Origin of the sequence: Pseudomonas gebzensis, from assembly GCF_034427815.1 — a bacterium.
In the GTDB taxonomy this organism is placed as follows: domain Bacteria; phylum Pseudomonadota; class Gammaproteobacteria; order Pseudomonadales; family Pseudomonadaceae; genus Aquipseudomonas.
In genome coordinates this window covers 79552-92671 of the sequence record NZ_JAXQNS010000007.1, presented here as the reverse complement: position 1 = coordinate 92671, position 13120 = coordinate 79552, and the positions used below count along the sequence as shown (strand labels likewise).

The window sequence follows — 13120 nt, the reverse complement described above, 5'->3', positions numbered from 1 at the left end:
CTCATGCATGCTGACAGGCAGTTTGAGCAAGAACCGCGCATCCGTTCGCCGCCCTGGGGTCATCGCCCCATCACCCCTAGGCCTTTCCCATCAATCACAAGCAGACGACATCCGTGCTGCAAAGGCGGTGCGCCGATGACTGAGCGAGAGCGTCTGATCCAGCTGCAAGCTTATGGATGGACTTTGGAATTATTGGGTGAGGCGCTCGTCGAGCATGACGATGCGCTGGGGTCGGATGATTCGCCAGGTCTGAGTTCGCGGCACGTAGCCGGTGTTCATCATGCGGTGAGGATCATTGGCAGATTGGTGGGGGAGGAATGCGGCAAGTTGCTGGACGGCTCGTAGCTTGTTTCAACTGGACGGGCCAGTGCGGGGCGATTGGGCCGGCGGTGCCGGCCATCGCGGCTAACCGGAGCGCCGGACCGGCCGCTCCCACAAGGGGGGCGGCGGTGGGTTGGGGAGCTGCGTTTTGGGTCTGAAAACGGTGGGGTTTTGGCTTCTTCGTCAGCACGGTTGGGGCAGGAAGAGCCAGGCTTACCGGAGGTGTCAGTGTTTGGAGTCAGCGCTCGCAAAAACTGACACCTCCGCCCTTTCCACCCTCAAATCGGGCCCACCTGTCAGTACTTCCAACTCACCGAAGCCATCACATTCCGCGGCGCCCCGTAATTCGTCGAACCCGCCGACTGATACAGCGACAACAGATACTTCCGGTCCGTCACGTTGTTCACATTCAATCCCGCGCTCCAGTGCTCATCGAAGTCGTAACTCGCCATCAGATCCACCAGCGCATAGGCGTCCTGCCGCACGTTGCTGTTGTTATCCAGCTCGGTCCCGCTCTGCCATTGCACGCGTGTGCCCACTTTCGCCTGGGGCAGTCTCGGCAAGCGGTAGGTCAGGCTGCCGCGCAGGGTGTGGGTGGGGATGTACTTGCGGGCATCTTCGCCGTTGTCGTCTTCGATGCGCACGAAGTTGTAGCCGCCGGCCAGTTCCAGGCCGGTCAGCACTTCGCCAGACGCCCCAAGCTCGAAGCCGCGGCTTTTGAAGTTGGTACCGCGATACACATATTGCCCGCCGACGATTTCACCCGTCAGCTCGGCGACGTTTTCCTGGTCGGTCTTGAACGCAGCGGCGGTCACGGTCAGGCGGTCGTCGAGCAGCAGGCCTTTCACGCCCACTTCCAGGCTCTTGCCTTCGAGCGGCTCGACCACGCCGCCCGTGGTGCTGCGCACGTATTGCGGTTTGAAGATCTTGGTCCAGCTGGTGTACAGGCTCCACTGCGGGGTGAGGTCGTAGACCAGGCCCGTGTAGGGCGTGACCTTGCCGTGTACGCGGGTGTCGTGCGGCGAGCCGTAGCCGGCGCCATCGCCGTCTGCGCTGAGCATGCGCGCGCCGGCGATCCAGTGCAGGTCGTCGGCGAGGCTGAAGCGGGCGCCGGCGAACAGGCTTTTCTGGCGGTCGGTGAACAGCTGGGTGTTGAGGTCGTCGGTGTAGTCGAAGGCGGGCTCTATGACGTTACCGGACAGGGCGTCGGCCAGGCTGACAGGAATGAAGCCTGCGGCGCTGAAGTAGTGGCCGCGCTCGTCGTGGTGGGTGCGGCCGTAGTTGGCGCCGAGGGTCAGCTCGTGTTCGCGGCCGAGGAAATCGAACGGGCCGGCCAGCTTGGCTTCGCCGGTGACCTGGTTTTCAGTGCTGGTGGTGCGGTTGACGTAGGCGTAGGCGCTGGTGGCGGTCGCCGGGATGGCGTAGAGCATCTTGGTGTCGGAATCCTGCTTCATTCCGGTCACGGTCAGGGTGCTGTTCCAGCCGTTGTCGAAGCCGTGGGTGAGTTCGGCGAAGGCGCGCTGGGTGTGCACGTCCCAGTAGGTCCAGGGTTGGCCGACGCTGGAGCTGCGGCTGGTGTAGTGGATACGCTTGCCGGCAAAGTCGGCGATGGGCAGAGCGCCCCAGGTGCTGCCGTTGGAGTAGCTGTTCTGCTGGGTGAAGCCGACGGTCAGGGTGTCGGCGTCGGACAGGTCGAAGGCCAGCAGGCCGGCGGCCACGTTCACCTCGTGGCCGTACTGGTCGAGGTAGGAATTGCCCTTGTCGTGGGAGGTGATCAAGCGCCCGCGCACGTTGCCGCTGTTGGTCAGCGGGCCGGAGAGGTCGAGGCTCAGGCGGCGGTTGTCCCAAGAGCCTACGCTGCTGTCGACGCGGGCCTGGAAGGTGTCGGTGGGCCGTTTGCGGATCAGGTTGACGGTGGCCGAGGGGTCGCCGGTGCCGCTCATCAGGCCGTTGGCCCCGTGCAGCACGTCGACCTGCTCGAACTCGGTCATGTCTTGGTCGCCGACCAGCACGCCGCCGGAAAACGGCAGGCTCATGCCGTCGAACTCGAAGTTCTCGATCTTGAAGCCGCGTGAAGTGAAGGCCGTGCGATCAGTCTCGAACTGCTCCACGGTCACCGAGGGCGCGTTGCGCAGGGCGTCCTTGACGCTGTTGAGCTTGAAGTCGTCCATCTGCTCGCGGGTCACCACGGTGATCGCTTGCGGAGTCTGCCTGTCGCTCAGGCCCAGGCGCGTGGTGCTGGGGGCGGTGTTGCCGCGCGCGGGGGTGGCGTCCCAGTCGGCCTGGGACTGGATTTGCGTGAGGCCGAGGTTCACCTGGCCATTGCCTTGCGCATTCTGCTGCGGGACCAGGTAGAGAGTGGCGGCATCGGTGCGGGCGAAGTGGTAGCCGCTGCCTTGCAGCAGTCTGGCCAGTGCCTCTTCGGCCGAGTAGCGACCGACCACGCCGGGGCTGCGCAGCGTTGCATCGAGATTGCCGTCGAGCATCACGTTCTGGCCTGACTGCTGGCTGAACTGCAACAGCGCCTGGCGCAGCGACTGAGCCGGGATGTTCAGGGCCAGCGTGTTTGCAGAGGCGGCAGGTTGCGCCACGGCTGCCCCATGGGCCTGCAGCGTACCCAGCAGCAAGGTGCACGCCAGCGCGGTGCTCAGGGCGCTGCGCTGCCAGCGGCCATCGGGTCGGGATACCAAGGGGGGTTGCACGGCCATTACGGGGGTTCCTCAGGAAAAGGCGCACGATGCGAATACCAATCAGTCAGGCAAAGACGCACGAGTGCGCGCAATGTCTTGAGGCGCTGCGAAATATTTCTACGGGGGTCAGGCGGGATGATGAGCGTGACCAGATCGGTGTAGTGCCGGGCGCGTACTGACAGGACACTGGTAAGCGCATCGATCAGCTGATCAGGCTGATCGAGATTCTTGAGGCAATGCGAAATATTTCTGCGGGGGTCAGGCGGGATAGATCAGCGTGACCAGATCGGTGTAGTGCCGAGCGCGTACCGACAGGGCGCTGGTGAGCGCGTCGATCAGCTGATCAGGCCGCTCCAGATTGAGGATCAGGCTGACCCGGCGCGTGGCCAGTTGCTCGTCCATGACGAAGATTCGCCCGGGGCGCCAGCGTTGCAGCTGTTCGGTCACGGTTCTGAGCGGGGTGTCAAAGAACACCAGGCGGCCGCTGCGCCAGGCGAGGATCTGTTCCAGCTCGGCATGCTGGATCGGGCCGGCGTGGCCGTGGCTGAAACGCAGCGACAGGCCTTCACCAAGGTCCAGATGCTGGTTTGCCGTCACCACGCTGGCCGTCTTGCGACTCACCGCCAGCAGCACCGACGTGCGCTCGCACGACAGGCAGAACTCGCCCTCGGCGGCGGTGACCTGGCCATAGGGCGTAGTGACCTCGAACTCGCCGCCCGTGGACGGCACGATGTTGAAGTAGGCCTCGCCCTGCAGCAGTTCGACCGAGCGTCTACCCGCTGCAAAATCCACGTTCAACGCTGTGTTGCCAGCCATGTCCACCGTGGAGCCATCCGCCAGCGTCGCCGTGCGCCGCTCGCCCACGGCAGTACGGATATCTGCCATCGCCAGGCTCGTGCCGCTCAGCCACAGCGCTGAAGTCCCGGCCGTGACCGCGACCACACTGGCGGCGATGCCCAGGCCGACGAAACGTCGTCGCGACAGCGCAGGCGCGGCGGCAGGCTGCCCTGGATGCAGTTGAGCCGTCACCGCCCAGAGCTGCTCCAGCTCGCCATAGGCCGCCCGATGCCGGGGGTCTGCGGCCAGCCACGCAGCCAGCGCGGCACGCTCGGCCTGGGTCGGTGAGCCGCCCTGGCTCAGGGCGAACCAGCGACTCGCCTGATGGCTGATGGCATCGACGGGGGGCAGCATGTCTGTGGGTGGAGGCTCAGCACTCATCAGGGTGGTATTCGGCTTGGGCGGGTGGCGGATTGTAGTCCAGCGAGGGTGTGCGCGTCTGAGGCGCGTTGGCGCGCAAGCTTGGCGCGGCGCTCATTCGGCCATGCCGATCTTGAGCAGGTCGAGCGCCCGCACCATGCGGCTGTAGGCGGTCTTCGACGGGATGCCCAGGCGCTGGCCGATCTCGGCGTAGGTCAGCCCTTCGACCCGTACCAACAAAAACACTTCGCGGCACGGGGCGGGCATGCTTTCGATGACCTGGTTCAAGGTGGCCAGTCGTTGGTGAGCGATGGCGGCCTGTTCGAGGGTGGGCGTCGATGCCTCAAGGCTGTCAGCAGCTTGATCGTCCAGGGGTTTGCCCTTGCGGTGCACCTGACGGCGGATGTGGTCGATGAACAGGTTGCGGGCGCTGGAGAACAGGTAGGCGCGGAAGTTGGCGATGGGGGTCCGCTTCATCTGCTCGGACAGGCGAATGAAGGTGTCCTGGGTGAGGTCGGCGGCGGTTTCTCTGCAACGCAGGCGCCGATCCAGGTACGCCTGAATTTCGCCGCGATGGGCAAGGTACAACGCCTTGAGATCAGAGCCGGACATGAACGCAACCTTGGGGGCAGGGAAGCAGGCGCGGGAAAATATCACAAAGGAGAATCATTTGCGCTTGCGCCACTGGGCGCGCGTCGACCGTTCATCCATCTGCATGACGCTCGGTTCGCTGTGCAACCCACACCCTCAACGATGAGCAGGACCGCCGCGCCTGCTATCGCTCAACGCCGGTTGCCCAGCAGCTCGCCGAGTACCTGATTGGGAATGCGGAACGGCACCGAAGTGTGATCCTCCCCCGTTTCGATCATGAACCCGGTGCGCATTCCCAAATCCGACAACATCTGCAATCGCGTAGACAAGCTGCGGGCATCGCGGATCATCTGTACCGAATCCCGTTCTGCCATCACGATGCTGAGGCTGGTTTGCGTCAGATCCAGTCGCTCGCTGCGCGCACGCTCGGTGAAGACGCGCTCGGGCGCCAGCAGGTGCTGGTCACGCCACCATAGGCTCGGGCTCACGGCGACCACTTGCTGGAACAGCGTTGGCCGCGTGAACAGCGCGTAGATGCCCCACATGCCGCCGAACGAGTGACCGATCAGGCTGCGCTGCGCCTGATCGACCTTGAATTGCTTGGAAACCTTGGGCATGAGGCGCGTTTCGATGAAGGTCAGCAGCAGGTCACGGCCACCCTGTGGCGGTGTGTTGCGCTCGGGCGGTGCGGGAGGCGTCAGGTCGAAGGCACGTCGCGTGAAGTCCAGCGGGGTGTCGCTGGGGTAGCCGATGGCGACCAGAATCGAACTTCGAAACCGTACTTGAGCGCGTTTGGCCGCGTGGAAGGTGGGAAAGTACGCATTGCCGTCGAGCAGGTAGATCACCGGGTAGCCGTCAGTGGGCGGCGCATCGCCCTCGGGCAGGCTGATCATGATGCGGTACTCACGGCCTTCGGCGCTTTTCATGGACCACTGTTCGGTGCCGTCCAGGGTCACGGGTGCTGCAACGCTCAGCGTTGCAGCGAAAAGCAGGCATGCGCCCAAGAGTCCAGCGAGTATGCGAATCATAGGTTTCAGGCCTGACCCCATCGTGATCGGATGACTACACGCGCCCCCGCGACCGGGCTCTCGCTGGGGCCGTGAGGGAGAATCGGTCGCGTCATGTCTAGACGGATGAGGGCGGGCTATTTCTGAAGCGCTGCCAGTAATCGCAATAGGGTTGAGCCACACAGAAGCTGCAGAAGTGTTCTGTCAGGTATCGCCAGACCTGCAATGAGAGTCCTGCACGCACGCCACCTTGAACGCTTTCTGAGCCACGAACCAGGGAACGATCGGATCAATGTGGTCGCTGCTCGCATGAGCGCAAGGCATGAGTAGGTCATCGACATAGGCCTGTGCTGTGCCACATCGGCTGACTTGTCACGGCCCGATGTGTACCATACACACAAAATACAACGGAGAGCGCATGCGGAGTCGAGAGGTGATCGAACTGATGGAAGCCGACGGGTGGAAGTTAACCGGCATCAGAGGCAGCCATCACTACTTCAAACACCCATCGAAACCCGGAAAGGTGGTCGTGCCCCATCCGAAAGTCCAGCTTCCAATAGGCACATTGAACAGCATTCTCAAGACGGCTGGGCTCAAATGACGTCGATCAGCAGAATCGCAGCGCAGCTCACCCGCAGGGTGGTACACCCTTTCTCTATCAGGAGAACCCAATGAAATTTCCAGTGGTGATCCACAAGGACCCCGACTCTGATTACGGCGTGATCGTCCCAGACGCCCCAGGCTGCTTTAGCGGTGGAGACACCGTCGAAGAGGCTTTGGACAATGTGCTTGAAGCCTTGGCGCTTTACTGTGAGGGGTCCGTTGCTGATGGGGAGCCCCTGCCTCAAAGCCAGCCAATCGACGCTCACCTCGGCAATCCAGACTTCGCCGGCGGCGTCTGGGCCGTCGTCGAGTTCGACATTACGCCGTATCTCGGCAAATCCGTTCGCTTCAACGCCACGCTGCCTGAACACCTGCTGCAACGGATCGATAACTACGTCGCCAGTCATCCTGAACAAAGAAGCCGATCTGGCTTCCTCGCGGCAGCAGCTCTCCGTGTTCTGTCAGAAGACAAGACAGCGCGCTAGCGCAAAACTCGAGGGGCCCTATGGCCTAATCCCAGTCAGTTATATTGCAGCGACCGCTTGCGCTCCATCGCGACTGAAGCCGCTCCAACAAAATCTGTGGGAGCGGCTCCAGCCGCGATGGGCTGCGATGCAGCCCCACTGTCTGCAACGCGCATTATTAATTGACGGGCATTGGCCATATGGGCCCGCTCTTGAATCGGATGATTGCTTCATCCTGAACCCGCAGCCTCACAACTCCAAAAACGCATCATGCTCCAGATAATGGTCCAACGCCCTGACACACTCCGCATACCCCGCCTCAGGCTTCTGCATCATCACCACTGAAATCACATCCGCGAACTGTTGTCCTGAATACACATAACCCAGCCCTTCTGCCTGTACCGCGTCAGGGTTGACGACGCGATCGCCGACTACATCGGGATAATCAGCGACCATATAAGGCTGTTGCAGGTCCATACCTTCTTTATCCTGCCCATACAGGCAGAAATCATCCCCGGTGTTGCCGTGCACTCTGACATCGTCAATGATCTCAGCCAGTGAGTAGTACTGGTTGTTGCGTAACATACGGCCCTCCGTCAGCGCGAATGACACTTGTCGATTCGCTCTCATCAATGATCAGACGTTATCCACAGCTCCCAGCCTCATTTGGACGTCGCTCCCCTCGAAAATCACCTTGATCGCTTGCCTGAGCGTCGCCTGATGCTCGGCCAAAGCCCGCGCCTCACCCACTAACTCTGCTGCAATGACTGAAGTACCAAAGTGCTCGACTACTGCGTCACGAAGGCCGATCTCAAACCTGTTTCCATCAAACGTCACACTCGAAATGGCCTGCGCCATTTCATAGGCGGCATCTTGAGTCTGTAATCCTATTCCTTCATCAACCGCAGCGTTCGTATCTTCGTCCAGCCGCGCAATGATGATGAAATGCTCGGGCTCCATCGCATCATCAGTGAGCGCCAGAATGAGCACTTCATCTTCTTCGTAGTGCTTTACCGTTGAAGCCAGAAACACACTTGAACCCTCCAGCTGTTGCAACGCCTGTGCAATCTCAAGTTATCGCCAACAAGAGCGCCAAACTCTACGCGAATTCACGATGGCGAGCGCTTCATCCGAACGCCCATTACGTCACCGCCTCCACCGTTTGCCGCAACCGCTCCAGCGCCCCCTCCATCGTCACCATCCCCACCCCGCCCCCCATCTGCATCGCCGAATACACCTGCGCCAACCGTCCTTCGCGGATCAGATTGCGCACGGCGGGTGTGCTGATCAGCACCTCGCGCGCGGCCACACGGCCTCCGCCTGAGCGCTTGACCAGCACCTGAGCAACGACAACACGCAGCGAGTCGGCCAGCATCGCCCGCACCAGCGCTTTTTCCTCCGCCGCGAACACTTCCACCAACCGCTCGATGCTGCTCACCGCCGAGCGGGTGTGCACGGTGGCGAGTACCAGGTGGCCGGTTTCGGCTGCGCGCAGGGCCAGGAGAATCGAATCCAGATCGCGCAGCTCGCCGAGCATGATCACGTCGGGGTCCTGGCGCAGGGCGCTGCGCAGGGCCTGGGTGAAGCTTGCGCTGTGGCGGCCGATTTCCCGCTGGTTGATCAGGCTGCGCTGGGGGGTGTGGATCATCTCGATGGGGTCTTCGAGGGTGATGATGTGCAGGGGGCGGTCGCGGTTGAGCTGGTCGATGAGTGCGGCGAGGGTGCTGGATTTGCCGCTGCCGGTGGGGCCGCCGATGATCACCAGGCCGTCATGCAGGGGGGCGATGGCCTCATACACGGCGTGTAGATCGAGCTGATCGAGGCTGGGGATCGCGTCGGCGATGAGCCGCAGGCTGGCTGCGGGGCCGTGGGCTTGGCGGAATAGATTCAAGCGCGCGCGGCGACGGTCGGGCAGATCGAGCGCGAGGTCGAGCTCTGCGCCGTCGCTCCACTGCCGCTGCTGCTCGTCGCTGAGCCAGGGCGCCAGGGCGCTGAGCAGATCGGCACCGAGCAACGGCGGCAGGTCCAGGCGCTGCAGCTCGCCATCGATGCGCATCACCGGCGGTTCGCCGGTCGCCAGGTGCAGGTCGGAGGCGCCCGCGCAGGCGGCCTCGACCAGGAGTGCAGTCACGTCCATGAGACTCCCCAAGGGCAATAGAGCAGGTAGAATGCGGCGACCCTCGAGCCGCCGGCGTTGAACCATGTCCACCCTAGCAGACAACCTCAATACCCTCGCCGCCCGTATCCAGCGCGCCGCCGAGGCCGCCGGGCGGGCCCCTGCCAGCGTGAAACTGCTGGCGGTGAGCAAGACCAAACCCGCCAGCGCCGTGCGCGAGCTGTACGCTGCCGGGGCCCGCGACGTGGGGGAAAACTACCTGCAGGAAGCGCTGGGCAAACAGGCCGAATTGACCGACCTGGCCTTGACCTGGCACTTCATCGGCCCCATTCAGTCGAACAAGACCCGCGCCATTGCGGAAAACTTCGACTGGGTGCACTCGGTGGACCGTCTGAAAATTGCCCAACGCCTATCAGAGCAGCGCCCCACCGACTGTGAGCCGTTGAACATCTGCTTGCAGGTGAACGTCAGCGGTGAGGCCAGCAAGTCCGGTTGCAGCCCGGATGAGCTGCCGGCCCTGGTCGCGGCCGTGCAGGCACTGCCCAACGTCAAACTGCGCGGCTTGATGGCAATCCCCGAACCCACCGATGACCGGGCCGAGCAGGAACAGGCGTTTGCACGTTTGCGCCTGTTGCTGGAGCAGGTCGATCCGAATCTCGACACGCTGTCGATGGGCATGAGCCACGACCTGGAGGCCGCCATCGCCCAGGGAGCGACCTGGGTGCGCATCGGCACCGCCCTGTTCGGCGCCCGTGATTACGGGGCCGTCTAAATGCATGTTTCAATCACCCTTTCCCGCAAGGACCTGACATGAGCAAGACACGTATCGCCTTCATCGGCGCCGGCAACATGGCCGCGAGCCTCATCGGCGGTCTGCGCGCCCAAGGCATGGACGCCGCGCAGATTCGCGCCAGCGACCCGGGTGCCGACACCCGTACGCGGCTCCAGGCCGAGCACGGCATCGAGGTCTTCGAAGACAACGCCCAGGCCGTGGCCGACGCCGATGTCGTCGTGCTGGCAGTCAAGCCGCAGGTGATGAAGGCCGTGTGCCAGTCCCTGGCGCCCTCGTTGGGCCAGCATCAACTGATCGTCTCCATCGCCGCCGGCATCACCTGTGCCAGCCTGCAGGCCTGGCTGGGCGAGGTACCCGTAGTGCGCTGCATGCCCAACACGCCGTCGCTGCTGCGCAAGGGTGCCAGCGGGCTGTATGCCACCGAGCAGGTCTCGGCCGAGCAACACGAACAGGCCGAAACGCTGCTGTGCGCCGTCGGCACCGTGCTGTGGCTGGAGCAGGAGCAGCAGATCGATGCCGTCACGGCGGTGTCCGGCAGCGGCCCGGCGTATTTCTTCCTGTTGATCGAAGCCATGACCGCTGCCGGTGAAAAGCTTGGCCTGCCGCGCGAAACCGCTTCGCAACTGACCTTGCAGACCGCCTTGGGCGCCGCGCACATGGCCGCCGCCAGCGAGCACGATGCCGCCGAGCTGCGCCGCCGCGTGACCTCGCCCGGTGGCACCACCGAGGCGGCGATCAACTCATTCCAGAACAATGGTTTCCAGACACTGGTCGATCAGGCCCTGGAGGCTGCTGCGCAGCGCTCTGCGGCACTGGCCGAAGAACTGGGCAAATAAGGAGCTGTCGATGAATGCACTGTCCGGCGCCGCGATTTTCGTGGTGCAAACCCTGGTCAGCCTGTACCTGGTGATCGTCCTGCTGCGCTTCGTGCTGCAACTGGTCAAAGCCAATTTCTACAACCCGCTGAGCCAGTTCGCGGTGCGTGCCACCCAGCCGCTGCTCAAGCCGATCCGCCGCATCATTCCGAGCATTGGTGGCCTGGATACCTCCTCGCTGCTGCTGGCGGTGCTGCTGCAGGGGCTGTTGATGGCCTTCGTGCTGATGGTCACCTACGGCACCTTCGGTGACATCCTGCACCTGCTGCTGTGGTCGCTGCTGGGCGTGGCCTCGCTGTTCCTGAAGATCTTCTGGGTGGCGATGATCGTCATGGTGATCGTCTCGTGGGTCGCGCCAGGCACCCGCAACCCGGCTGCAGAACTGGCCTACCAGATCGCCGAACCGGTGCTGGCGCCGTTCCGCCGCTGGGTGCCGAACATCGGCGGGATGGACATCTCGCCGATCTTCGCCTTCCTGGCGATCCAGGTGATCCAGTCGTTCGTGCTGCCTCCGCTGGCCGCGCAGATCGGCATGCCGCCAGAACTGTTTCGCATGATCTGACCCACCACTGCCCCCGGTGGCTTGCCGCTGGGGGTAGCGCTCTTTAGACTTACGCCTCATTCACGCGTGAGCAGGGTCGATGTCCATTGTCTTTCCCGAAGATTCCGTCGGTCTGGTAACCCCGCAGGTTGCCCGATTCGATGAGCCGCTGCCGCTGGCCTGTGGCCGCTCCCTGGCCACGTACGAACTGACCTACGAAACCTACGGTACCCTCAATGCCACCGCGAGCAACGCGGTGCTGATCTGCCACGCCTTGTCTGGCCATCATCATGCCGCCGGCTTTCACAGCGACAGCGACCGCAAGCCGGGCTGGTGGGACAGCTGCATCGGCCCGGGCAAGCCGATCGACACCCGCCGTTTCTTCGTGGTCAGCCTGAACAATCTGGGCGGCTGCAACGGCAGCACCGGCCCCAGCAGCCTCAACCCCGTCACCGGCAAGCCCTACGGCGCCGACTTTCCGGTGCTCACGGTGCAAGACTGGGTGCACAGCCAGGCGCGCCTGGCCGACCGCCTGGGCATCGGCCAATGGGCCGCGGTCGTCGGCGGCAGCCTGGGCGGCATGCAGGCGCTGCAATGGGCCATCACCTACCCCGAACGTATTCGCCATTGCGTGGATATCGCCTCGGCGCCCAAGCTCTCGGCGCAGAACATCGCCTTCAACGAAGTTGCCCGCCAGGCCATTCTCACCGACCCGGAGTTCCACGGCGGCTCGTTCCAGGACCAGGGCGTGATCCCCAAGCGCGGCCTGATGCTGGCGCGCATGGTCGGCCACATCACGTATCTGTCGGATGATTCGATGGGCGAGAAATTCGGCCGCGAGCTCAAGAGCGACAAGCTCAACTACGACTTCCACAGCGTCGAGTTCCAGGTCGAAAGCTACCTGCGCTATCAGGGCGAAGAGTTCTCCGGGCGTTTCGACGCCAACACCTACCTGCTGATGACCAAGGCGCTGGATTACTTCGACCCCGCCGCCGCCCACGGGGGTGATCTGGCGGCGACCCTGGCCGGGGTCAAGGCCGACTTCTGCATCATGTCGTTCACCACCGACTGGCGCTTCTCGCCGGCCCGCTCGCGGGAAATGGTCGATGCGCTGATGGCGGCGCGCAAGAACGTCTGCTACCTGGATATCGACTCGCCCTATGGCCACGATGCCTTCCTCATCCCCACACCGCGCTACATGCAGGGGTTTGCCAACTACATGAATCGCATCGTCATCTGAGGACCGCATGAGAGCCGACCTGGAAATCATCCACGACTGGATCCCCGCCGGCAGCCGAGTGCTCGACCTCGGCTGCGGCAGCGGCGAACTGCTGGCCTCGCTGCGCGACCGCAAGCAGGTGCATGGCTACGGCCTGGAAATCGACGCTGACAACATCGCAGCCTGCGTGGCCAAGGGCGTCAACGTCATCGAGCAGGACCTCGACAAAGGCTTGGGCAACTTCGCCAGCAACAGCTTCGACATCGTGGTCATGACGCAGGCCTTGCAGGCTGTGGAATACCCCGACCGCATCCTCGAAGAAATGCTGCGCGTGGGCCGGGAATGCATCATCACCTTCCCCAACTTCGGCCACTGGCGCTGCCGCTGGTACCTGGCGACCAAAGGCCGCATGCCGGTCTCGGACTTCATGCCCTACACCTGGTACAACACGCCGAACATCCACTTCTGCACCTTTGCCGACTTCGAGCAGCTGTGCCGCGAACGCGATGCGCAGGTGCTCGACCGTCTGGCGGTCGACCGGCTGCACCGCAACGGTTTGGGGGGTAGGATCTGGCCTAATCTTCTCGGGGAAATTGGTATCTACCGTGTCAGCAGCCCCGGCCTGGATGCCCACCGGGTCGCCGTCTGACCTCCGACGCGGGCCCGCCTCCCCCGGCCGCCCCGCGTCACCTGCCTAATGGAG

The 13120-nt window shown here is 63.4% G+C and carries 15 protein-coding genes; 8 read left to right on the top strand and 7 right to left on the bottom strand.

The window, feature by feature from the left end:
- The first annotated feature begins 135 nt into the window (after positions 1 to 135).
- Positions 136 to 345: a hypothetical protein gene (locus SJI00_RS14720; RefSeq protein WP_322462443.1), complete on the top strand. Its 210-nt coding sequence runs from the start codon at positions 136 to 138 to the stop codon at positions 343 to 345.
- 272 nt (positions 346 to 617) lie between these two features.
- On the opposite strand, the gene SJI00_RS14715 is transcribed toward SJI00_RS14720, so the two are convergent.
- The 4 genes from SJI00_RS14715 to SJI00_RS14700 all read right to left on the bottom strand — a co-directional run bounded on the left by SJI00_RS14715 (position 618) and on the right by SJI00_RS14700 (position 5827).
- Positions 618 to 3029, bottom strand: a complete 2412-nt coding sequence (locus SJI00_RS14715; protein WP_322462442.1) for a TonB-dependent siderophore receptor — start codon at positions 3027 to 3029, stop codon at positions 618 to 620.
- Between the two features lie 240 nt (positions 3030 to 3269).
- Positions 3270 to 4229, bottom strand: a complete 960-nt coding sequence (locus tag SJI00_RS14710) for a FecR family protein (RefSeq protein WP_322462441.1) — start codon at positions 4227 to 4229, stop codon at positions 3270 to 3272.
- A 93-nt stretch (positions 4230 to 4322) separates the two neighbouring features.
- Positions 4323 to 4820, bottom strand: a complete 498-nt coding sequence (locus SJI00_RS14705; protein ID WP_322462440.1) for an RNA polymerase sigma factor — start codon at positions 4818 to 4820, stop codon at positions 4323 to 4325.
- A 170-nt stretch (positions 4821 to 4990) separates the two neighbouring features.
- Positions 4991 to 5827: an alpha/beta hydrolase gene (locus tag SJI00_RS14700; protein ID WP_322462439.1), complete on the bottom strand. Its 837-nt coding sequence runs from the start codon at positions 5825 to 5827 to the stop codon at positions 4991 to 4993.
- Between the two features lie 361 nt (positions 5828 to 6188).
- Here SJI00_RS14700 and SJI00_RS14695 point away from each other — a divergent pair, with 361 nt between their 5' ends.
- Positions 6189 to 6407 carry a type II toxin-antitoxin system HicA family toxin gene (locus SJI00_RS14695; RefSeq protein ID WP_322462438.1) on the top strand — a complete coding sequence of 73 codons (219 nt, stop codon included), beginning with the start codon at positions 6189 to 6191 and terminating at the stop codon, positions 6405 to 6407.
- 70 nt (positions 6408 to 6477) lie between these two features.
- Entirely contained in the window at positions 6478 to 6894 is a 417-nt protein-coding gene (locus SJI00_RS14690; RefSeq protein ID WP_322462437.1) for a type II toxin-antitoxin system HicB family antitoxin, read from the top strand.
- 228 nt (positions 6895 to 7122) lie between these two features.
- On the opposite strand, the gene SJI00_RS14685 is transcribed toward SJI00_RS14690, so the two are convergent.
- The 3 genes from SJI00_RS14685 to SJI00_RS14675 all read right to left on the bottom strand — a co-directional run bounded on the left by SJI00_RS14685 (position 7123) and on the right by SJI00_RS14675 (position 9010).
- Positions 7123 to 7458 carry a DUF7716 domain-containing protein gene (locus SJI00_RS14685; protein ID WP_322462436.1) on the bottom strand — a complete coding sequence of 112 codons (336 nt, stop codon included), beginning with the start codon at positions 7456 to 7458 and terminating at the stop codon, positions 7123 to 7125.
- Positions 7459 to 7509: 51 nt separating this feature from the next.
- Positions 7510 to 7905, bottom strand: coding sequence for a hypothetical protein (locus SJI00_RS14680; RefSeq protein ID WP_322462435.1), 396 nt, complete (start codon positions 7903 to 7905; stop codon positions 7510 to 7512).
- A 109-nt stretch (positions 7906 to 8014) separates the two neighbouring features.
- Entirely contained in the window at positions 8015 to 9010 is a 996-nt protein-coding gene (locus SJI00_RS14675) for a type IV pilus twitching motility protein PilT (RefSeq protein WP_322462434.1), read from the bottom strand.
- A gap of 64 nt (positions 9011 to 9074) precedes the next feature.
- Here SJI00_RS14675 and SJI00_RS14670 point away from each other — a divergent pair, with 64 nt between their 5' ends.
- The 5 genes from SJI00_RS14670 to metW all read left to right on the top strand — a co-directional run bounded on the left by SJI00_RS14670 (position 9075) and on the right by metW (position 13066).
- Positions 9075 to 9761 (top strand): YggS family pyridoxal phosphate-dependent enzyme, encoded by a 687-nt coding sequence (locus SJI00_RS14670; RefSeq protein WP_322462433.1) that lies wholly within the window; start codon positions 9075 to 9077, stop codon positions 9759 to 9761.
- Positions 9762 to 9799: 38 nt separating this feature from the next.
- Entirely contained in the window at positions 9800 to 10618 is an 819-nt protein-coding gene (gene proC / locus SJI00_RS14665; RefSeq protein ID WP_322462432.1) for a pyrroline-5-carboxylate reductase, read from the top strand.
- Between the two features lie 10 nt (positions 10619 to 10628).
- Positions 10629 to 11219: a YggT family protein gene (locus tag SJI00_RS14660; RefSeq protein ID WP_322462431.1), complete on the top strand. Its 591-nt coding sequence runs from the start codon at positions 10629 to 10631 to the stop codon at positions 11217 to 11219.
- A 79-nt stretch (positions 11220 to 11298) separates the two neighbouring features.
- The gene (metX, locus tag SJI00_RS14655) at positions 11299 to 12438 is read left to right on the top strand and encodes a homoserine O-succinyltransferase MetX (protein WP_322462430.1); all 1140 of its coding nucleotides are present in this window, start codon (positions 11299 to 11301) and stop codon (positions 12436 to 12438) included.
- 7 nt (positions 12439 to 12445) lie between these two features.
- The gene (metW, locus tag SJI00_RS14650; RefSeq protein WP_322462429.1) at positions 12446 to 13066 is read left to right on the top strand and encodes a methionine biosynthesis protein MetW; all 621 of its coding nucleotides are present in this window, start codon (positions 12446 to 12448) and stop codon (positions 13064 to 13066) included.
- Positions 13067 to 13120 lie beyond the last annotated feature (54 nt).